The 20,469-nt window shown below is 76.1% G+C and carries 19 protein-coding genes; 3 read left to right on the top strand and 16 right to left on the bottom strand.

Annotated elements, in window-relative coordinates; translation table 11 throughout:
* The 10 genes from BLP29_RS12105 to BLP29_RS12060 are packed head-to-tail and all read right to left on the bottom strand — an operon-like array spanning position 1 to position 9,345.
* Positions 1-288 carry a hypothetical protein gene (locus BLP29_RS12105; protein WP_092804555.1) on the bottom strand — a complete coding sequence of 96 codons (288 nt, stop codon included), beginning with the start codon at positions 286-288 and terminating at the stop codon, positions 1-3.
* A gap of 15 nt (positions 289-303) precedes the next feature.
* Entirely contained in the window at positions 304-1,185 is an 882-nt protein-coding gene (gene hisG / locus BLP29_RS12100; RefSeq protein WP_243469900.1) for an ATP phosphoribosyltransferase, read from the bottom strand.
* Positions 1,182-1,448 carry a phosphoribosyl-ATP diphosphatase gene (locus BLP29_RS12095; RefSeq protein ID WP_092804549.1) on the bottom strand — a complete coding sequence of 89 codons (267 nt, stop codon included), beginning with the start codon at positions 1,446-1,448 and terminating at the stop codon, positions 1,182-1,184. Before BLP29_RS12095 ends, hisG begins: the two co-directional genes overlap by 4 nt.
* Positions 1,445-1,954 (bottom strand): 6,7-dimethyl-8-ribityllumazine synthase, encoded by a 510-nt coding sequence (ribH, locus tag BLP29_RS12090; protein ID WP_092804546.1) that lies wholly within the window; start codon positions 1,952-1,954, stop codon positions 1,445-1,447. Before ribH ends, BLP29_RS12095 begins: the two co-directional genes overlap by 4 nt.
* 25 nt (positions 1,955-1,979) lie before the next feature.
* Entirely contained in the window at positions 1,980-3,266 is a 1,287-nt protein-coding gene (locus BLP29_RS12085; protein WP_243469899.1) for a bifunctional 3,4-dihydroxy-2-butanone-4-phosphate synthase/GTP cyclohydrolase II, read from the bottom strand.
* Entirely contained in the window at positions 3,263-3,871 is a 609-nt protein-coding gene (locus BLP29_RS12080; RefSeq protein WP_092804543.1) for a riboflavin synthase, read from the bottom strand. The genes BLP29_RS12085 and BLP29_RS12080 overlap by 4 nt, the downstream gene beginning before the upstream one ends.
* Positions 3,871-4,986, bottom strand: a complete 1,116-nt coding sequence (ribD, locus tag BLP29_RS12075; protein WP_243469898.1) for a bifunctional diaminohydroxyphosphoribosylaminopyrimidine deaminase/5-amino-6-(5-phosphoribosylamino)uracil reductase RibD — start codon at positions 4,984-4,986, stop codon at positions 3,871-3,873. The genes BLP29_RS12080 and ribD overlap by 1 nt, the downstream gene beginning before the upstream one ends.
* Positions 4,983-5,657, bottom strand: a complete 675-nt coding sequence (gene rpe, locus BLP29_RS12070) for a ribulose-phosphate 3-epimerase (protein ID WP_243469897.1) — start codon at positions 5,655-5,657, stop codon at positions 4,983-4,985. Before rpe ends, ribD begins: the two co-directional genes overlap by 4 nt.
* A 26-nt stretch (positions 5,658-5,683) precedes the next feature.
* On the bottom strand, positions 5,684-7,621 hold the full coding sequence (gene acs, locus BLP29_RS12065) for an acetate--CoA ligase (RefSeq protein ID WP_207798449.1): 1,938 nt from the start codon (positions 7,619-7,621) through the stop codon (positions 5,684-5,686).
* Positions 7,622-7,647: 26 nt separating this feature from the next.
* The gene (locus BLP29_RS12060; RefSeq protein WP_243469896.1) at positions 7,648-9,345 is read right to left on the bottom strand and encodes an alpha/beta hydrolase; all 1,698 of its coding nucleotides are present in this window, start codon (positions 9,343-9,345) and stop codon (positions 7,648-7,650) included.
* 104 nt (positions 9,346-9,449) lie between these two features.
* Between BLP29_RS12060 and BLP29_RS12055 the strand changes: the two genes are divergently transcribed.
* Both BLP29_RS12055 and BLP29_RS12050 read left to right on the top strand, forming a co-directional pair.
* Positions 9,450-12,107: an EAL domain-containing protein gene (locus BLP29_RS12055; RefSeq protein ID WP_092804534.1), complete on the top strand. Its 2,658-nt coding sequence runs from the start codon at positions 9,450-9,452 to the stop codon at positions 12,105-12,107.
* Between the two features lie 82 nt (positions 12,108-12,189).
* Positions 12,190-12,822, top strand: coding sequence for a hypothetical protein (locus tag BLP29_RS12050; RefSeq protein ID WP_092804531.1), 633 nt, complete (start codon positions 12,190-12,192; stop codon positions 12,820-12,822).
* A gap of 74 nt (positions 12,823-12,896) precedes the next feature.
* Here BLP29_RS12050 and BLP29_RS12045 read toward each other — a convergent pair whose 3' ends face one another.
* From BLP29_RS12045 to BLP29_RS12030, 4 genes are all read right to left on the bottom strand, one after another.
* Positions 12,897-14,261 (bottom strand): RsmB/NOP family class I SAM-dependent RNA methyltransferase, encoded by a 1,365-nt coding sequence (locus tag BLP29_RS12045; RefSeq protein ID WP_207798448.1) that lies wholly within the window; start codon positions 14,259-14,261, stop codon positions 12,897-12,899.
* A 128-nt stretch (positions 14,262-14,389) separates the two neighbouring features.
* Entirely contained in the window at positions 14,390-15,313 is a 924-nt protein-coding gene (gene fmt / locus BLP29_RS12040; RefSeq protein WP_279385449.1) for a methionyl-tRNA formyltransferase, read from the bottom strand.
* 2 nt (positions 15,314-15,315) lie between these two features.
* Positions 15,316-15,873, bottom strand: a complete 558-nt coding sequence (gene def / locus BLP29_RS12035) for a peptide deformylase (protein ID WP_092804522.1) — start codon at positions 15,871-15,873, stop codon at positions 15,316-15,318.
* A gap of 62 nt (positions 15,874-15,935) precedes the next feature.
* Positions 15,936-16,637 carry an aspartate/glutamate racemase family protein gene (locus BLP29_RS12030; RefSeq protein WP_092804519.1) on the bottom strand — a complete coding sequence of 234 codons (702 nt, stop codon included), beginning with the start codon at positions 16,635-16,637 and terminating at the stop codon, positions 15,936-15,938.
* Between the two features lie 118 nt (positions 16,638-16,755).
* On the opposite strand from BLP29_RS12030, the gene BLP29_RS12025 reads away from it, so the two are divergent.
* Positions 16,756-17,232: a hypothetical protein gene (locus BLP29_RS12025; RefSeq protein ID WP_133379140.1), complete on the top strand. Its 477-nt coding sequence runs from the start codon at positions 16,756-16,758 to the stop codon at positions 17,230-17,232.
* 5 nt (positions 17,233-17,237) lie between these two features.
* On the opposite strand, the gene BLP29_RS12020 is transcribed toward BLP29_RS12025, so the two are convergent.
* Both BLP29_RS12020 and metK read right to left on the bottom strand, forming a co-directional pair.
* Positions 17,238-19,190, bottom strand: coding sequence for a primosomal protein N' (locus BLP29_RS12020; protein ID WP_092804513.1), 1,953 nt, complete (start codon positions 19,188-19,190; stop codon positions 17,238-17,240).
* A 31-nt stretch (positions 19,191-19,221) separates the two neighbouring features.
* Complete coding sequence (gene metK / locus BLP29_RS12015; protein WP_092804510.1) at positions 19,222-20,427, bottom strand: methionine adenosyltransferase; 1,206 nt, start codon at positions 20,425-20,427, stop codon at positions 19,222-19,224.
* Positions 20,428-20,469 lie beyond the last annotated feature (42 nt).

Here is a 20,469-nt window from a genome sequence, read left to right as displayed (position 1 = left end):
TCAGGTGCGGACGACGTGGGCGCGCACCGCGTCGCCCTCGACCCAGCCCTTCGACCCTGCGTAGGCGATCATCCCGTCGAACCCCTGCGCCCACCCGGCGTCGGCGGGACCCGCCTGCCGCAGGTGCGCCACGGACAGCCGGACGTGGTCGCCGTCGAGCCGGCCGAGCTGGCCCAGCCGGGCGGCCAGGTCGGCGTCGGGCAGGTCCGCCGGCGCGAGCACCTCGAGCCGGCGCAGGTCGTCGACGTCGGTGACGACGGCCGGCTGCTGGTTCGCGTCGATCTGCACGGGTGCTCCGCGGGGTCAGATGCGGCAGGCGTGGATCGAGGTCACCAGGATGGCGCGGGCACCGAGGTCCCAGAGCTCGTCCATGAGCCGGTTGGTCTCCGACTGGCGCACCATGGCGCGCACGGCCGACCAGCCCGGGGTCTGCAACCGGCTCACCGTCGGGCCCTCGAGGCCTGGCGTGATCGCGGTGGCCTGCTCGAGCAGCTGGTCGGGGCAGTCGTAGTCGAGCATCACGTACTGCCGGGCGACCAGCACCCCGCGCAGCCGGCGCTGCAGCTGGGCGACGGCCGGGTTCTCCTCGGCACCGGCCCGGCGCACCAGGATGGCCTCGCTGGTCAGCACGGGGTCGCCGATGACGTGCAGGCCGGCCTGGCGCAGCGTGGTGCCGGTCTCGACCACGTCGCACACCGCGTCGGCCACGCCCAGCCGGCAGGCGGTCTCGACCGCGCCGTCGAGCTTCACCACGGCGGCGTCGATGCCCGACTCAGCGAGGAACTTCTCCAGCAGCACCGGGTAGGCCGTGGCGATGCGGGTGCCGGCGAGGTCGGCGACGGCCTCGATGCCCGAGCCGGTGGGGCTGGCGAACCGGAAGGAGGACCGGCCGAAGCCCAGCGGCATGACCTCCTCGGCCGGCGACTCGGTGTCCGGCGGGGTGGTCTCCTGCAGCATGTCCCGGCCGGTGATGCCGACGTCCAGCGTGCCGGCCGCGACGTACACGGCGATGTCCCGGGGGCGCAGGTAGAAGAACTCGGTGTCGGAGTCGGGGTCGTAGACCGCGAGGTCCTTGGTGCTGCGGCGCTGGCGGTAGCCGCTCTCGGACAGCATCTCGGCCGCGGGCTCGGACAGGACGCCCTTGTTGGGGACGGCGACGCGCAGCACGGGGTGGCTCCTGGTCATAGGTGGGTGTACACGTCCTCGAGGGTCAGGCCCTTGGCGATCATCATGGCCTGGGTCCAGTAGAGGAGCTGGCTGAGCTCCTCGGCGGCGCGCTCGGGACCTTCGTGCTCGGCGGCCATCCAGCTCTCGGCCGCCTCCTCCACCAGCTTCTTGCCGATCGTGTGCACCCCGGCCTGCACCGCGGCGACGGTGCCCGACGCCGGGTCCCCCGCGGCGACCTTGGCCTGCAGCTGGGCGAACAGCTCGTCGAACGAGGTGCTCACGAGCTGCCGATCCCGAAGCCGGTGTCCCGCTTCGGGGTGCGCAGGCCGCGCAGGGTGACCGCGGTGTCCAGGGCGGCGACGGTGGCCTCCCAGCCCTTGTCCTCCGCGGAGTCCTCCAGGCCGGCCCGGTCGCGGGCCTGGCCCTCGCCCTCGGTGGTCAGGACGCCGTTGCCGATCGGCACACCGGTGTCCAGGGACACCCGGGTGAGCCCGGCGGTGAAGGCGTCGCAGACGTACTCGAAGTGCGGCGTCCCGCCCCGGATGACGACGCCGAGGGCGACCACCGCGTCGTGGTCGGCGGCCAGCGCCTGGGCCACGACCGGCAGCTCCAGCGCCCCGCTCACCCGCACCACGGTGGGGTCGACGACGCCCATCTCGGCCGCGCAGGCCAGGGCCCGCTCGAGCAGGGAGTCGCAGATGACGTGGTGCCAGCGCGCCGCCACGATGCCCAGCCGCACCCCCGACGCGTCGACCGTCTGCGCGCCCGGTGCCCCGCTGCCGCTCATGCTCGTCTCCCCTGCTGTGGTGTGGTCACTGGTCCTGCTCGGGTACCCGGATCGGCGTGGTCGTGCCGACCGGCACCGGGATGTCCTCGCCGGGGTCCACGATGTCGAGGATGTGGCCCATGCGGTCGCGCTTGGTGCGCAGGTAGCCGATGTTCTCCGGCGTGACGTGGCTGGGCAGCCCCACCCGGCCGGTGATGCGCAGACCGTAGCCCTCCAGGCCCGCCCGCTTGGCCGGGTTGTTGGTCAGCAGCCGCATCGAGTGCACGCCGAGGTCGACCAGGATCTGCGCGCCGGTGCCGTAGTCGCGGGCGTCGGCGGGCAGCCCGAGGTCGAGGTTGGCGTCGACGGTGTCCACGCCGGCGTCCTGCAGCTGGTAGGCCTGCAGCTTGTGCAGCAGGCCGATGCCGCGGCCCTCGTGCCCGCGGACGTAGAGCACGATGCCCCGGCCCTCCTGGGCCACCGCGGCCAGCGCGGCCTGCAGCTGGGGCCCGCAGTCGCAGCGCAGCGAACCGAACACGTCACCGGTGAGGCACTCGGAGTGCACCCGCACCAGCACGTCCTCGCCGTCGCCGACGTCGCCGTAGACGAACGCCACGTGCTCGCGGTCGTCGTAGGAGCTCGAGTAGCCCACGGCGGTGAACAGGCCCGGGGGCAGCGGGACCTTGGCCTCGGCGACCCGCTCGACCAGCTTGTCGAACCGCTTGCGGTAGGCGATGAGGTCGGCGATGGAGCACAGCACCAGGTCGTGCTCGTCGGCGAACACGCGCAGCTCGTCGCTGCGGGCCATGCCGATGGGGTCCTTCTCGCTGACGACCTCGCAGAGCACGCCCGAGGGGCGCAGCCCGGCCAGCACGGCCAGGTCGACGGCGGCCTCGGTGTGCCCGGGCCGGCGCAGCACCCCGCCGTCGCGCGCCCGCAGCGGGACGACGTGCCCGGGCCGGGAGAGGTCGGCGCTGGAGGTGTCCTCGGCGGCCAGCAGCCGGATGGTGTGCGCCCGGTCGGTGGCCGAGATGCCGGTGCTGATGCCCTCGCGGGCGTCGACGGTGACGGTGTAGGCGGTGCCGCGGCGGTCCTGGTTGACCCGGAACATCGGGGGCAGGTCGAGCCGGTCGGCGTCCTCCTCGGTCACGGCCACGCAGATGTAGCCCGAGGTGTAGCGGACCATGAAGGCGACCAGCTCGGGGGTGGCGAGCTCGGCGGCGAAGATGAGGTCGCCCTCGTTCTCGCGGTCCTCGTCGTCGACGACCACGACCGGCTTGCCGGCCTTGATCGCCGCGATCGCGTCCTCGATCGGGTCCAGCCGGCCGGTCACGAGCGTGCTCCCATCAGTCGTTCCACGTACTTGGCGATGACGTCGACCTCCAGGTTGACCCGGTCGCCCACGGCCCGGGTGCCCAGGGTGGTCTCGCGCAGGGTGGTGGGGATGAGCGAGACCTCGAGCCAAGGCTCGGGGTCGGTGGCCGCGGAGCAGGCGCTGACGGTCAGCGAGACGCCGTCGACGGTGATCGAGCCCTTCTCGACGACGTAGCGGGCGATGCCCTCGGGCAGCGCGACCCGGACGACGGTCCAGTGCTCGCTCGGGGTGGTCGAGGCGACGGTGCCGACGCCGTCGACGTGGCCCTGGACGATGTGGCCGCCCAGCCGGGTGCCGGCGGTGACGGCGCGCTCGAGGTTCACCGGGTCGCCGTCGACCAGGGCCCCGAGGCTGCTGCGGCGCAGGGTCTCGGCCATCACGTCGGTGCTCCAGACCTCCCCGTCGATGCCGGTGACGGTCAGGCACACCCCGTTGACCGCGATCGAGTCGCCGAGGGCCACGCCCTCGAGCGTCCGTGCGCCGCGGACGCGCAGGCGGGCGGAGTCGCCCTGGTCGTCGCGGACGACGAGGGTGCCGACCTCCTCCACGATGCCGGTGAACATCAGTTGGTCGTCTCCTCGGGTCGCGGTGCGCCACCAGTGTGCCGGGTGGGCCGGTAGCGGACCTGCACGTCCCTCCCGAGGGGGGTGACGTCCAGGGTCTGCAGCTGCAGCGCGTCGGCCATCGTGGTGATTCCCAGTCCCCCCACGAGCGCGGGGCCGGCGCCCAGCAGCTGGGGGGCCAGGTGCAGCACCACCTCGTCGACGAGGCCGGCGGCCAGGAAGGCCGCCGCCAGCGTGGGGCCGCCCTCCAGCAGCACCCGCCGCACGTCGCGGTCCCACAGCTCGGCGAGCAGGGCGGCCGGGTCGGCGGCGGCGCTCAGGTGGGTGGGCGCCGCGGCGTCGCGCACCCGGGCACCGGCGGGCACCCGGCCGCGCCGGTCGAGCACCACCCGCAGCGGCTGGTGCGGCAGGTCGGCGCCGGCGTCGTCGCGGACGGTGAGCTGGGGGTCGTCGGCCAGCACGGTGCCCGACCCCACGAGGACGGCGTCGCAGGTGGCGCGCAGACGGTGGACGGCGGCGCGGGCGACCGGGCCGGTGATCCAGCGGCTGGTGCCGTCGGCGGCGGCCACCCGGCCGTCGAGGGTGGCCGCGACCTTCCACACCACCTGCGGGCGCTGCTCGTGCAACCCCAGCAGCCAGGGGGCCAGCGCGCCGTCCTCGGCGTCGGCCCGCTCGACCCCGACGACGACGTCGACCCCGGCGGCGCGCAGCCGCTCGGCGCCGCCGCCGGCCAGCCCGGTGGGCTCGGGGACGGCGACCACCACGCGGGCGACGCCGGCGGCCAGCAGCGCCTCGGTGCACGGCCCGGTGCGCCCGGTGTGGTTGCACGGCTCGAGGGTGACGACGGCGGTGCCCCCGCGGGCCCGCGCGCCGGCCTGCTGCAGCGCGACCACCTCGGCGTGCGGTCCACCGGGGGGCCGGGTCGCGCCCTCGCCGACCACGGCGCCCGCGGCGTCGAGCACGACCGCGCCGACCGCGGGGTTGGGGCTGGTGCTGCCCAGCGCCGACCAGCCCAGTGCGCGCGCCCGGGCCATGGCCCGGTGCTCGGCCGGGGTGGCCGCGCCGGCGGACCGGGTGCCGGCGGCGGCCTGCTCGGCGGTGACCGGGTCGGTCACGGCGCGATCGCGCGGGCGGCCTGCGCGCGCAGCCCGGCGATCGCGGCACCCGGGTCGGCGGCGCCGTAGACGGCCGAGCCGGCCACGAACATGTCCACCCCGGCCTCGGCCGCGGCCTCGATGGTGTCGGCGTTGATGCCGCCGTCGATCTCGACCAGCAGGTCGAGGTGCCCGGTGTCGACCAGCCGGCGGGCCTCGCGGACCTTGCCCAGCACCTCGGGCATGAAGGACTGGCCGCCGAAGCCGGGCTCGACGCTCATGACCAGCAGGGTGTCGAAGTCGCGCAGCACCTCGAGGTAGTCCTCCAGCGGGGTGCCGGGCTTGAGGGCCAGACCGGCCTTCGCCCCGGCGGCCCGGAGGTCCTTCGCCAGGTCGCGGGGGTCGCCCGTGCAGGCCTCGGCGTGCACGGTGACGTTGTGCGCGCCCAGCTCGGCGTAGGCCGGGGCCCACCGCTCGGGGTCGGTGATCATCAGGTGGCAGTCCAGCGGCACCGGGCTCACCGCCTGGATCGCCTTCACCACCGGCTCGCCGAGGGTCAGGTTCGGCACGAAGTGCGCGTCCATGACGTCGACGTGCACCCAGTCGGCGTCGGCGATCCGCGCGGTCTCCTCGGCCAGCCGGGCGAAGTCGGCGGACAGCAGGCTGGGGGCGATCATCGGGTGGCGCGGCACCGGGTGATCGTAGGTGCGGGCGTGGGTCATGCCCCCGCCCGGTGCGCCGTCCAGGCCCGCTCCACCGCGGCCAGCGCCGTCGGGTCGGTCAGCGAGGTGATGTCCCCGCCGCCGCGGCCGGCGGTGAGGTCGGCGACCAGGCGACGCATGATCTTGCCCGACCGGGTCTTGGGCAGGTCGCTCACCACGACCACCTCGCGGGGCTTGGCCACGGCCCCCACCCGGGTGGCCACGTGCGCCCGCAGCTGCTCGGCCAGCCCGGCGTCGTCGGCGCCGGGTGCGTCCCGGGTGATGACGAAGGCGACGATCCGCTGGCCGGTGACGTCGTCGGGCGCGCCCACCACGGCGGCCTCGGCCACCCGCGGGTGCGAGACCAGCGCCGACTCCAGCTCGATGCTGCTCAACCGGTGCCCCGAGACGTTGAGGACGTCGTCGATGCGCCCGCCGATCCACACGTAGCCGTCGGCGTCGCGGGAGGCCGAGTCCCCGGCGAGGTACCAGCCCTGCTCGGCGTAGGGCGCCCAGTACGAGCGGACGAACCTCTCGTGGTCGCCCCAGACGGTGCGGGCCATGCCCGGCCACGGGGCGGTGATCACCAGGTTGCCCTCGACGCCGGGCGCGGTCTCGGCCCCGGCGTCGTCGACGACGGCGACCGCGCAGCCGGGCACCGGCAGGGTGGCCGAGCCCGGCTTGAGCGGCGTGACCCCCGGCAGCGGGGCGACGACCGCGGCCCCGGTCTCGGACTGCCACCAGGTGTCGACCACCGGGCAGCGGCCCCCGCCGACGTGCTCGTGCAACCAGCGCCACGCCTCGGGGTTGATCGCCTCGCCGACCGAGCCCAGCAGCCGCAACGAGCTGAGGTCGTACCCGGCCGGCAGCTGGGGCCCGTGCTTCATGAACGTGCGCACGAGCGTGGGGGCGGTGTAGTACACGGTCACCCCGTACCGCTCGACGACCTCGAAGTGCCGGCCGGCGTGCGGGGTCAGCGGGCTGCCCTCGTAGACGACCTGGGTGGCGCCGTTGGACAGCGGGCCGTAGAGCACGTAGGTGTGCGCGGTGACCCAGGCCAGGTCGGCCTGGCACCAGTAGACGTCGTCGGGCTTGGCGTCGAACAGCGCCCAGTGCGTCCAGCTGGCGTGAGTGAGGTACCCGCCGGTGGTGTGCACCAGGCCCTTCGGCCGGCCCGTGGTGCCCGAGGTGTAGACGATGAACAGCGGGTGCTCGGCGTCGAACGACGCGGCCTCGTGCTGGGCCGGCTGGCGCTCGAGCAGGTCGTGCCACCAGACGTCACGGCCCGCCGTCCAGGGCAGGTCCTGCTCGTCGGTGCGGCGGACCACCAGCACGTGCTCGACGTGGTCCAGGCCGGCGACCGCCTCGTCGACGACCGACTTCACCGGGACGGCCTGCCCGCGGCGGAACTGCCCGTCGCTGGCCACCACGACCGTCGCGCCGGTGTCGGCGACCCGGAACCGCAGCGCGTCGGCGGAGAAGCCGCCGAACACCAGGCTCACCACCGCGCCGATGCGGGCGCAGGCCATCGTGGCCACGACCGTCTCGACCAGCACCGGCAGGTAGAGCACCACGCGGTCACCGGCCCGCACGCCCAGCTCGATGAGGCCGTGGGCCAGGCGGCAGACCTGCTCGTGCAGCTGCGCGTAGGTGACGGTGCGCCGGTCACCGGGCTCGCCCTCCCAGTGCAGGGCCACGACGTCCCCGCGCCCGGCGGCCAGGTGCCGGTCCAGGCAGTTGACGGCGACGTTGAGCCGCCCGCCGGTGAACCACTGCGCCGTGGGCCAGGCGGAGTCGTCGAGGACGTCGTCCCACGGCCGGTCCCACTGCAGCCGGGCTGCCTGCTCGGCCCAGAACGCCTGCGGGTCGGCAGCCGCACGCTCGCGGGTGCCGGGGCCCACGTTGGCCTGCGCGGCGAAGGCGGGCGGCGGGGGGTACAGGTCGTCGTCGGGCACCGGACCATCCTGGCCCGTGGGCGGGGTCACCCGACGACGGCCCGGGCTCGGTCGGTGTCGGCGGCGGTCCAGCCCTGCGGCGGGGCGATGAGCGCCCAGGCGTCCAGCAGCAGGTCCCCGTAGTTGTGCCCGTACCCGTCGGGCGGGGACTGGGCATTGGTCATGTCGACGGTGACCTGCCAGAACGTCACCACCGGGTACCAGCTCATCGCCGGGGACACCCCCTCCCCCCGGGGCTCGACCAGCCAGTCCGGGCGGGAGAGCAGCAGGTCCGGCGACCACCACACGATGGGGTCGGTCGGGTGCTGCAGGTAGACCACGCGGGGGTCCAGCCAGGGGGTGTCGGGCTGCGCCAGGTCGGCGACCTCCGAGCCGAAGCGCACCGCGATGCCCGCTGCGTACACGGGCTCGACCTCCGGCGTCCCGGGGTCGCGCCGCTCGACCAGCGCCGACCACATCTCGTTGCTGTGCGGCGGGCCGACCCACAGGACGCCGTCGGCCCGCGCCCGGATGTCGGCCAGCCCGTCGAAGGCCGCCTCCGAGCCCGCCGACCCCAGGCTCTCGCCGTACACGAGCAGCAGCGGGCGCTCGGCCTCGGGCAGCTGCTGCACCCGGGCGTGCACGGCGTCGAAGAGGGTGCGCCCGGCGGCCGCCGCCCGCGACCGGTCGACCAGGAAGGACAGCCAGCTGGGCAGGTAGGAGTACTGCGTCGCCACGGTCGCGACGTCCCCGCCGTGCATCAGCTCCAGCCCCTGCGGTGCGGCGCTGTTCACCCACCCGGTGCCGGTCGTGGTGACCACCGTCAGCACCGCGCGGTCCAGGCCGCCGGTGCGCTCGAGCTCGCGGACGGCGAGGGCCGCGCGGTCCTCCGGGGCGTCGGCGGACTCCAGCCCGACGTACACCCGCACCGGCACCACGACGTCCTCCTCGTCGATGCCGGCGGCCTCGGCGATGCGCGCCCGCGACGGGCCACCGGCCACGAATGCCTGCCCCTGGGAGCCGAGGGTGTCCCAGGGCGCGAGGGACTCCGGGGACCCGGAGCGCTCGGCGAGGGCGGGCTGCTCGACGCCGTCGGGGGTCTGCTCGTTGGAGACGCTGAAGCTGGTGTCGGCCGCCGACAGCGCCCACCGCAGCACGACGCCGTCCACCACCCCTACCACCAGGGCCGCGGCCACGAGTGCGCCGACCACCTGGGCGGGGCGGCGCGGCAGCCGCACCCGGCGCAGCACGCGGGTCACCCCGCGGGCCAGCCACCGCACCCCGCGGGCCACGGCGACGAGGACGGCGGCCACCACGACGACGGCCGGGGCGGCCCGCAGCCAGCCCGCGGCGGTCTCCTCGGGCATGCCGATGAGCGACCGCACCTCGCGCTGCCAGTCCGAGGCGATCGTCAGCGCCACCAGCAGCGACACCGGGACGGCGACCAGGAGCAGCACCCAGCCGACCCGGCGCACCCGGCCGGGCACGTGCTCCCCCGCCCACGCCTCCACGCGACGCCACCGCGCGGACCGGCGCAGCAGCCACGTGGCGCCGCGGGCCAGCCCGTAGCCGATCGCGGCGGAGATGCCGCTGACGACGGCCTGGAAGAACCAGCTGCGCGGGAGCAGCGAGGGCGTCATCGCCAGCACCGCGAACACGGTGCCGACCACCAACCCGGCGGCGTCCACCCGCAGGGTGCGCCACCCCGGGCGCATCAGCAGCGGGGGCCGGGCGGTCGAGGTCACCCGGACATGGTCGGGTGCCGCCGCACGCGGCGCCCGTCGACCCGTTGGGGTGATCCATCGGTGGAGTGGGTCAACCGACGGGCCCTGCGACCGATGCAGGCAGGGTGGAGCGCCGTGCAGCCCTCGTCGGCGGACGTCCCCTGTGGGTCTTCCTGGCGGCGTCCCTGGCCCTGCCCCTCCTCGGGCTGGTGGCCTGCGCCGGATGGGTCGTGGCCCGGGCCTCGGTGTCCGCATCCGCCGCGGCCGACGCCGAGACCGCCGTCCACGCGGCCAGCGCACTGACCCAGGCCGCCGCGGCCGTGCAGCAGGAGATCCTGCCGGCCACCGGGCTCGCCGGGCTCGCCGACCCCACCCTGGGCCAGGCCCTGCAGCTGCCCGCCGTGTTCGTCGCCTCGGCCGCCGACCAGCTCCGGGACCGCTTGAGCGCCGCCCGGGCGCGCACCGACGAGGCCCTCGCCGGGGCGGTCGAGGCACCCGGTGCCGCCGGGGTCGCCACCGACGTGGCCGCACGGCTCGCCGACCTGCGGACCGCGATCGACGCCCAGGCCTCGCGCGCGGCCCTGACGCCGCTGTACGCCGGGATGACCGCCCTGACCGACGACCTCGTGCGGGCGCGGCAGCAGGTCATGGCGCAGGCCACCACCGACGACCTCACGCCGGCCACCACCACCGCGCTCCGCGACCTCGACGCCGGCGCCGCCTACGCGAAGGCGGCCAGCACCGAGCTCGTCGCGTTCCTGACCACCGCGATGGACGGCGAGGGCGCGTCCACCACGGTCTCCTGGGCCGCCGCCCGCACCGAGCTCGACCGGGCCACCGGCCGCCTGGACGAGGTCGGCGACCCGGCCCTGGCCGCCCGGTGGGCGGCCCTGGACAGCGGCGCGGGCCCCCGGCTGATGGACAGCACCCTCACCGGCGACCCGGTCCTGCCCTCCTTCGTCACCCTCGGCGCACTCCTGTCCGCCGACGACGAGCGCAACGCGGCGGCGTCCCGGCTGCTCACCGCCGCGGCCGAGGCCGCGTCCGCCTCGGCCGAGGCCGACCGGGCCGCAGCGCTGCAGGAGCGGACGTTCGCGATCGCCGGCGCGGTGACGATCACCGTCGCCGCCGCGCTGCTGGCCTGGCGCACGAGCCGCCGGGTGACCCGGTCGCTGCTCGGGGTCGCACGGCGCGCCGTGCAGGTGAGCCAGGGTGAGCTCGTCGACGTCCCGGTCAGCGGCCCCCGCGAGGTGCGGCTGGTGGCCGCGACGCTGGGCGAGGTCGTGGACAGCCTGGTCCGCATCCAGGACCAGGCCGGTGCGGTGACGCGCGGCGAGCTCGACGACCCCTCCCTGGCCGATGCCCTCCCCGGGCCCCTGGGCCGGGTCGTCCACGACTCGGTGGTCCAGCTGGTGGAGTCGGTGCGCGAGCACGACCGGCTGCAGACCGAGCTGGCCCACCAGGCCTCCCACGACCCCCTCACCGACCTGCCGAACCGCGCGCAGGCGCTGCGACTGACCCGGGCCGCGCTGGCCCGCGGGCAGCGCGCCGGTGCGGCGGTCGGCATGCTCTTCATCGACCTCGACGGCTTCAAGGTCGTCAACGACCGGCACGGGCACGCCGCCGGCGACCAGCTGCTGCGCGCGGTCGCCCAGCGGCTGGAGAGCCAGATGCGGGCCGGGGACACCGTGTGCCGGCTGGGCGGGGACGAGTTCGTCGCCGTCGTCGAGGGCGGGGACGAGACCGTCGTGCACGTGATGGCCGAGCGGCTCGTGCAGGCGGTGGCCCAGCCGGCGACGGTGCGCTCGGCCTCCGGGGCCCAGGTGCACGTCTCGGTGGGGGCCAGCGTGGGCATGGCCATGCACCAGGACGGCGAACTGGACGCCGACACCCTGCTGGCCCAGGCCGACGCCGCCGCCTACCTGGCCAAGCAGCGCGGCCGGGGCCGGGTGGAGGTGTTCGACGAGTCGCTGCGGCTGCGCATCGCCCGCAAGCGCGACCTGGAGGACGCCCTCGCCCTCGGCATCGAACGCGGCGAGATGCGGCTGCAGTACCAGCCGGTGGTGACCGTCGACGGCGGGTCGCTGGTCGGCTACGAGGCACTGGTGCGGTGGGACCGCCCCGGCTTCGGCACCCTCCCGCCGGACGACTTCGTGCCGGTCGCCGAGGAGTCGGAGCTGGTCTGCACGCTGGACCGCTGGGTGCTGCACGAGGCGTGCAGCCAGCTGATGACCTGGCGCAGCGGGAACCCCGACGCGCTGAGCCGCACCATGGCGGTCAACATCTCGGGCCGGCACCTGGCCGACCCGCTGGTGGTGGAGCACGTGGCCGAGGCCCTGGCGGCCACCGGGCTGCCCCCGGGGCTGCTGGTCCTGGAGGTCACCGAGACCGTGCTGGTGGACTCGCCGACCGCCGTGCAGCACATGGCCAGCCTCCGGTCGCTCGGGGTCGCCGTGGCCATCGACGACTTCGGCACCGGGTACACCAGCATCGGCCAGCTGGGCACCCTGCCCGTGGACACCCTGAAGATCGACCGCTCGTTCGTCGGCTCCGACGACCCTGCCTCGCGCTCGCTGCTCAACCTCATGATCCGCACCGCGCACGCGCTGGGGATGACCGTCGTGGGCGAGGGCGTCGAGCGGCCGGAGGACCTCGCCGCGCTGCTGGCCGAGGGGTGCCAGCACGCCCAGGGGTACCTCATGGCCCGGCCGCTCACCGCTGCCGGCGCCGGCGAGGTCTTCGGCCTGGAGACCAGCCTGGTGCCGGCACCCCGCACCGGCTGAGCACGCCGTCCTCGGCGCGACAGCAGGCCCCTGGTCCGTGATCATGGGCCCGACCGGCACCGGTGGTGGACGAGGGCGGCAGATGGACGAGAGGGACCGGGTGGACGGCAGCGGCGTCGGCGACGACGCCGAGCAGTCCGTGCTGCGGCTGGCCCGCCGCCGACGCCGCGGACGCCGCGCCGGGCTCGCCTTCGTCCCCGCCGTCCTGCTGGCCTGGTTCGTGGTGTCCGGCTGGGACGACGGTGCACCCGACGCGTCCGCCGTCGTCCTGGTCGTCCTGCTCGGCGGCGGCGTCGCGCTCGGGTGGTGGTGGCTTGAGCGGAGCGCCGGGCAGTCGGTGGCCGACCTGCACCGCGGGCGTGCGGACTCCGGCCGGTTCACCGGCGAGGAGCTCGACGACGCCCGCGCCGAAGTCGCCCTGCGCACCTGCTCTCCCCCGCCGCCGGGCGGCCGGGCGCGCGTGGAGGGCCTGGCCGACCGCTGGGCGCGGGAGGGCCGTTCACTGCTGTGGGTCGCACCGTTCTACGCGGTCGTGGCCGCGGGGCTCGTCCTGGCGCACCGAGCCGACCCCGACCGCGGCGTCCCGTGGTACTTCGCCGCGGTGTGGGTGGTGCTCGCCGGGGTCGGTGGCGTCCGCGGACTGCGCCGACGGCGAGCGGCCCGGCGGTGGCTGGCCTCGCACGGCGCAGCGCCGGGGGTGGCCGGACATCGCTGACGGTCCGCGCACCGGGCAACGGCCGGCCGCCGTGGGGGATGTCCGGCCACCCCCGCGCGGACATCCCGCCGGCGTCAGGAGCGGCGGCGCAGGAGGGCGACGAACATCGCGTCGGTGCCGTGCCGGTGCGGCCACAGCTGCAGACCGTCGCCCCGGGCCGCGTCGGGGACCCCGGGGAACAGCGGGGCCACCGGCAGCACCTCGACGTCGTCGCGGTCGGCCACCCCGGCCACCACGTCGACGGTCTCGGCCGTGTGCGGGGAGCAGGTCACGTAGGCCACCACGCCCCCGGGCCGGACGGCGACCAGCGCCGCGTCGAGCAGCTCGCGCTGCAGCTCGGCCAGCGGGGCGACGTCCTCCGGCGTGCGCCGCCAGCGCACCTCGGGCCGCCGGCGCAGCGCGCCCAGCCCGGTGCAGGGCGCGTCGAGCAGCACGCGGTCGAACGACCCGGCCTCCCACGGACCCGTGCGGCCGTCGGTCACCAGCACCTCGACGTCCTCGGCGTCCCGGAGCGCCGACGCGACCAGACCCACCCGGTGCTCCGAGCGGTCGGCCGCGGTCAGCCGCACGCCCTCGGGACGGACCGCTGCCAGCAGCGCGGCCTTGCCGCCGGGCCCGGCGCACATGTCCAGCCACGCGGCGTCCGGCCCGTCCAGCGGGGCGCGCACCAGCGCGAGCGCGGCGACCTGAGACCCCTCGTCCTGCACCCCCGCCGAGCCCGAGCGCACCTCGGGCAGCAGGCCGGGGTCGCCGCCCTCCAGGCGCACCGCGTACGGCGACCAGGGGCCGGGCAGGCCGTCGGAGGAGGCGATGAGCGTGGCCCGGTCGACCGAGCGGGCCACCAGGTGCACCTCGGGGGCCTCGTCGTCGGCCAGCAGCGCGTCCTCGAGCTCGGCGTCGGATCCCAGCGCGCCGCGCCACGCGTCGATGATCCACTGCGGGTGGTCGGTGAGCAGCGAGAGCCGCTCGTCACCGGTGGCGCCCAGCGCCTGCACCCACGCCGCCCGGTCGCCGCCGTCGGCGACCTTGCGCAGCACCGCGTTGACCAGGCCGGACGCACCCGTGCCGACGATCGCCCGGGCCAGGGCCACCGTGGTGTCCACCGCGGCGTGCGCCGGCACCCGCAGGTCGATGACCTGGTAGGCGCCCAGCCGCAGCAGGTCCAGCAGCTCGGGCTCGAGCTCACCGAGCGGGCGGGACACCAGCCCGGCCAGGACCGCGTCGAGCGTGCCGGTGGCCCGCAGCGTGCCGTACGTGAGCTGGGTGGCGAACGCGGCGTCGCGGGGCGACAGGTCGGCGGCCCGCTCGCGCAGCAGCTGGGGCAGCAGCAGGTTGGCGTAGGCGTCGCGGGAGGAGACCCCGTGCAGCACGTCGTAGGCGGTCAACCGGGCGCCGTCGAGGACCGGGGCGCCCCGGCGGCTCTCGGGCCGGTGCTGCACCGTGCGCGGACCCGCCGGTCGCCCGGTCGGCCCGCGGCGCCCGGCCGGCGCCGGTCGTCGGCCACCCTGCCCGCGGCCACCCTGTCCTGGGCCACCCTGTGCTCGGCCACCCTGGCCCTGGCCCTGCGTCACGCGCCCACCCTCTCGCCGTCCGCGGGCCGGGCGCCGCGCGCCCAGTCGGCCGCGGGGAGCATCTTCTTGCCGGCCGGCTGCACCTGGCCCAGCCGCACCGAGCCGCGGCCGGTGCCCACCAGCACCCCGCTGGGGCCCACCGACAGCTGCCCCGGCTCGAGGCCGAGCGACGTGGGCAGCGGCTCGACCGGCCCCAGCCGCAGGCGGTCGCCGCGCCACGTCGTCCAGGCCCCGGGGGCCGGGGTCACCCCGCGGACGCGGCGGTCGACCACGTGGGCCGGCAGCGACCAGTCGACGGCCGCGTCGGCGGTCTCGACCTTCGGGGCCAGCGAGACGCCCTCGGCGGGCTGCGGCACGGGCTGCAGCGAGCCGTCGGCGACGCCGTCGAGGGTGGCCACCAGCAGGCCGGCGCCGCTGACCGCGAGCCGGTCGAGCAGGTCGCCGGCGGTGTCGCGCGGGCCGACCGGCTCGGTGACGACGCCGTACACCGGGCCGGTGTCCAGGCCCTGCTCGAGCCGGAAGGTCGCCGCGCCCGTGACCTCGTCGCCGGCCATCACCGCGTGCTGCACCGGAGCGGCACCGCGCCACGCGGGCAGCAACGAGAAGTGTAGGTTGACCCAGCCGTGCTGCGGGACCGCCAGCGCCGCCGGCGGCACCAGCGCGCCGTAGGCCACGACGGGTGCGCAGTCGACGCCGAGCGCGGCGAACTGCTCGAGGAACGCCGGGTCGCGCGGCGACGGCGGCTGCAGCACGGGGATGCCCGCCTCGTCGGCCCGGACGGCGACCGGCGAGCGCACCTCGCGACGCCCCCGCCCGGCGCGGGCGTCGGGCCGGGTGAGCACCGCGACGACCTCGTGGTCGCTGGCCAGCAGGGCCTCCAGCGACGGGACGGCGGGCGCCGGCGTACCGGCGAAGAGCAGCTTCAGTGCGGGCTCACCTTCACGACGGGGGGCGGCGTCGGCTCACCCTGCGGCACCCATGCCTGGTGGCCCTGCCACTCGGCGTCGGCCAGCACGGAGAGCGCGGCCTCGCGGGCCTGCGCGTCGAGCCGGTCGACGAACAGGACGCCGTCGAGGTGGTCGGTCTCGTGCTGGATGGCGCGGGCCAGCTTGTGCGACCCCTCGACCCGGACCGGCTCGCCGTGCATGTTCCACCCGCTGGCCGCGACGTACAGGTGCCGGCGGCAGTCGAACCGGAAACCGGGGATCGACAGGCAGCCCTCGGCGTCCTCCTCGGTCTCCTCGCCCACCGGCACGACGTCGGGGTTGACCAGGTGGCCGACCTCGCCGTCGACGTACCAGGTGAACACCCGCAGGCCGACGCCGATCTGGGGCGCGGCCAGGCCGGCGCCGCCGGCGGCGTGCATGGTCTCGGTCAGGTCGGTGACCAGCCGGCGCAGTTCGGCGTCGAAGTCGACGACCGGCGCGGCGGGGGTGCGCAGCACGGGGTCGCCCATGATCCGGATCGGGGTGACGCTCACCCGTGGAGTCTAGGGGAAGGACCCCCCGGTCCCCCGGCCGCTCGCGAGCTCCCGACCGGGCCCTACCGGGGGGCCGGACCGAGGACGGCGTCCAGGGCCGCGTCGACGTGCAGTGCGGTCGTCGCGAACACCGGGACGTCGACGTCGTCGGGACCGAGCAGCAGCTCGATCTCGGTGCAGCCGAGCACCACGCCCTGGGCGCCGTCACCGACGAGGCGACCGACGACCTCGACGAAGCGGCGCCGCGACCCCGGCTCGACCACCCCGCGGCAGAGCTCCTCGTAGACGACCCGGTGCACCTCGGCGCGGTCGACGGCACCGGGGACCACCACTTCGAGCCCCCCGGCGGCCAGCCGGTCGCGCAGGAACGCCTGCTCCATCGTGAACGCCGTGCCCAGCAGACCCACCCGTGTGAGCCCGGCGGCCCGCACCGCCGCGGCGGTGACGTCCGCGATGTGCAGCAACGGGACGTCGAGCACCGCTTCCAGGGCCGGGGCCACCCGGTGCATGGTGTTGGTGCACAGCAGCACGAGGTCGGCCCCGGCCGCCTGCACGGCGGCGGCGTCGCGGGCCAGCAGCTCGCCGGCTGCGTCCCACTCCCCCCGCACCTGCAGCTCCTCGATGCCGGCGAAGTCCACCGACAGGAGCACGCACCGTGCACTGTGCAGGCCACCCAACCGCTCGCGCACGCCCTCGTTCAGCAACCGGTAGTAGAGCGCGCTGCTCTCCCAGCTCATGCCGCCCAGCAACCCGATCGTCCGCACCCCGCCACCGTGCCACGTCCGGGCGTCGTGCGGTCCGGGCCCGCCAGGACTCCCGCGCGGGGGGTCGTCGTGGGTACGGTGCGGTATGGACAACGGCACCCGGCACCGTGCCCGCGCAGTGGTCAGCAGCGTCCTCGACGGCGTCGTCGTGGGCCTGGGCGAGGCGGCCCTCGACCACCCCCGCCGCTCCGCCGCCCGGCGGCGCACCCACCTCGGCGTGGGCGCCCTCGTGCTCGCACACGCCGCGGCCGACGAGCTGCCCACCGTGCAGGCCATCGCCGCCGGTCGCCCGCCGCGACCGGTCGCCCCGGCCGAGCAGCAGCTGTCGATGGCGGCCGGGCTGGTCTCGGTCGGCTGGGGCCTGCTCGCCAGTGCCGTCGACGGCCCGCTGACCCGTGCGCTGGCCCGCCGCGGCGTCGTCCGGCCGCACCGGCTGGTGGGGCTGGCGGCGGGCGCGCTGGCCACCGCGACGACCCTGCCGCTGTGGTGGCGCCGGGCGACGGTGCGCATCATCGACGACGAGCGACGGACCCGCGAGGACGCCGACGTCGCCGCCTGGGAGGCCGAGCTGGCCGAGGTCGACCGCCAGAGCTGACCGGCCTACAGCTGGTCGGGGTCCAGCTGCACCCGCACGTGCTCGGGGGCCTTGCGCGCCGACCGGACCCCCTGGACGTCGGCAAGGGCACGGGCCAGCGCCACGCCGTCGGCCCGTGCGGTGCGCACCAGGAACCGCTCACCGGCCTCGTGCCCGGGCCGCGCGGGCTCGGGCACCGGGCCGAGCACCTCGGCGCCGGCCGGTGGGCGCAGCAGCTCCAGGAAGTCGGCCAGCGCCGCCGGCGAGCCCGACAGCGCCGCCATGCGGGTGGCCGGCGGGAAGCCCAGCTCGCGCCGCTCGGCCAGCTCGCGGGCGGCCAGCCCGGCCGGGTCCCAGCGCACCAGTGCCTGCACCACCGGGTGCGCGGCGTCGGCGGTGACCACCACCTGGCCACCGGCGGGGGCCGGGCGCACGAGGGCCGCCGCGTTGAGCCAGCGGCGCAGCGTCTCCTCCCCCGCCCGGAGGTCGGCCCGGCCCAGCAGCGCCCAGGAGTCGAGCAGCAGCGCGGCGCCGTAGCCGCCCTCGGCCACCGGTTCGGCGCCGGGTGTGGCCACCACGATGTCCGGCGCGTCGCCGACCGAGGCCAGCACCGACCCCCGACCGCTCACCCGCACCGCGGCCCCCGGGAAGGCCCGGCCGAGCTCCTCGGCGGTGCGCGCCGAGCCCACCACCGATGCCCGCAGCTTGGTGCCGTGGCAGTGCGGGCAGTCGAAGACCGCCGCGGGCCGGGCGCACCAGCGGCAGGCGGCCACCCGCTGACCACCGGGCCCCGGTGCCGCGGCGACCCCCAGCGGCCCCGCGCAGTGCACGCACCGCGCCGGCGCCCGGCAGCGGTCGCAGACCAGACCGGGCGCGTACCCGGACCGGGGCACCTGCACCAGCACCGGCGCACCGGCTGCCAGGGCCTCGCGGGCCACCCGGAAGGCCAGCGAGGGCAGCCGGGCACTGCGCGCGGCCGGGTCGCGCGCCAGTTCGGAGTCCGCGCCCAGCGCCTGCACGCGGGGCGCCGCGGCGCGCAGCACGGGGCGGTCGGCGACCAGCTCGTGCGCCCAGCCCGACTCGACCAGCAGCGCGGCCTCGGCGGTGCGGGCGGTCGCCGCCACCACGGCCGAGCAACCCGCCAGGTGGGCGCGCTGCACGAGCACGTCGCGGGTGTGCGGGTAGGGCGCGCGGGGCTCGGCGTGCAGGTCGTCGCCGTCGTCCCAGACGACCACCAGGCCCAGGTCGCGCACCGGGGCGAACATCGCCGCCCGGGTGCCCAGCACCACCTGCGCCGTGCCGCGGGACACCGAAAGGAACCGGCCGTACCGGGTATCGGGCGCCGAGTCGGCCCGCAGCACCGCGACGGCGTCCTTCGGCAGCTGCGCGGCGGCGGCCGCGGCCAGCCGGTCGAGGTCCTTGCCGTCGGGGACGACCACGAGCGCCCCGCGCCCACCCGACAGCGCAGCCCGGCACAGCTCGACCAGCCGGGTCGGCCAGTCCTCCCCGGGCAGTGCGGTCCAGACCGCGCGCACCGTGCGGCCCAGCGCGAGCGCCTCCAGGAACTCCGGGCCCGTCGGGTACCGGGCGAACCCCGCCGGGTCGGGGGGCGGAGGCGGCGCAGGTGGGTCGAGCGCAGGCCGCTTCTCGGGGGCGCCCCGCCGCGGGGGGAGCGCCAGCCGCAGGACGTCGGTGAGGCTGCCGGCGTACCGGTCGGCCACCACCCGGGCAAGCTCGGCCACCTCGGGGGTGAGCACGGGCTCGCTGGACACGAGCTTGGCCAGCGGGGCGAGCTTCCCGGTGTGCTCGGTCGTCGTCCCGACGTCGAGGACGACGCCGTCGACGAGCCGGCCGGCGAAGCGCACCCGTACCCGGCACCCGACGACGACGCCGTCCCCGAGCTCCTCGGGGACGGCGTAGTCGAACGGACGGTCCAGGTGCGCCAGCGGTACGTCGACGACGACCCTGGCGACCTTCACCGGGACATCGTGCCCGGTGGGTACGACAGGACTACACCGCGGCCTTGAGGGCCTCGACGCGGTCGGTCTTCTCCCAGGGCAGGTCGAGGTCGGTGCGGCCGAAGTGGCCGTACGCCGCGGTGGGCCCGTAGATGGGGCGCAGCAGGTCCAGGTCGCGCACGATCGCGCCGGGGCGCAGGTCGAAGACGTTCGCGATGGCCTTCTCGAGCTGGTCGTCGGCCACCGTGCCGGTGCCGAAGGTCTCGACGAAGAGGCCGACCGGGCTCGCGGCGCCGATCGCGTAGGCCACCTGCACCTCGCAGCGACGGGCCAGGCCCGCGGCCACGACGTTCTTGGCCACCCAGCGCATCGCGTAGGCCGCCGAGCGGTCGACCTTCGACGGGTCCTTGCCGGAGAAGGCGCCGCCACCGTGGCGGGCCATGCCGCCGTAGGTGTCGACGATGATCTTGCGGCCGGTGAGGCCGGCGTCGCCCATGGGGCCACCGATCACGAACTTGCCGGTGGGGTTCACCAGCAGGCGGTGCCCGGTGGTGGGCAGGCCGAGCGCGGCGAGCTCGGGCTGGACCACGAGCTCCTCGATGTCGGGGGTCAGCAGCGTCTCGATCGAGATGTCCTCGGCGTGCTGGGAGGACACCACGACGGTGTCGACGCCGACCGGACGGCCGTCCTCGTAGACGACGGTGACCTGGGTCTTGCCGTCGGGACGCAGGTAGGGCACGGAGCCGTCCTTGCGCACGGCCGAGAGCCGCTTGGACAGGCGGTGGGCCAGCGCGATCGGCAGCGGCATGAGCTCGGGGGTCTCGTCGCTGGCGTAGCCGAACATGAGGCCCTGGTCGCCGGCGCCCTGCTTGGCGATGAGGTCCTCGGCGGCGGCGGCGCGGTCGGCGGCACCGGTGCGGGCCTCGTAGCCGACGTCGACGCCCTGGGCGATGTCGGGCGACTGGGCGCCGAGGGAGACGCTGACGCCGCACGAGGCGCCGTCGAAGCCCTTGCGCGAGGAGTCGTAGCCGATGCGCAGGATGGTCTCGCGGACGATCGAGGCGATGTCGACGTAGCCGCCCGTGGTCACCTCGCCGGCGATGTGCACCTGGCCGGTGGTGATCATGGTCTCGACGGCGACCCGGCTGCGCGGGTCCTGCGTCAGCATCTCGTCGAGGATGGCGTCGCTGATCTGGTCGGCGATCTTGTCGGGGTGCCCCTCGGTGACCGACTCGGACGTGAACAGGCGACGTGCCACTCGGGACTCCCAGGTGTGTGGACTGCGGGGTGCGGACGGGCC

Source organism: Klenkia marina, from assembly GCF_900101025.1.
Taxonomy (GTDB): domain Bacteria; phylum Actinomycetota; class Actinomycetes; order Mycobacteriales; family Geodermatophilaceae; genus Klenkia; species Klenkia marina.
The sequence above is the reverse complement of the archived record's forward strand: the minus strand, read 5'-3'. Positions and strand labels throughout refer to the sequence as shown.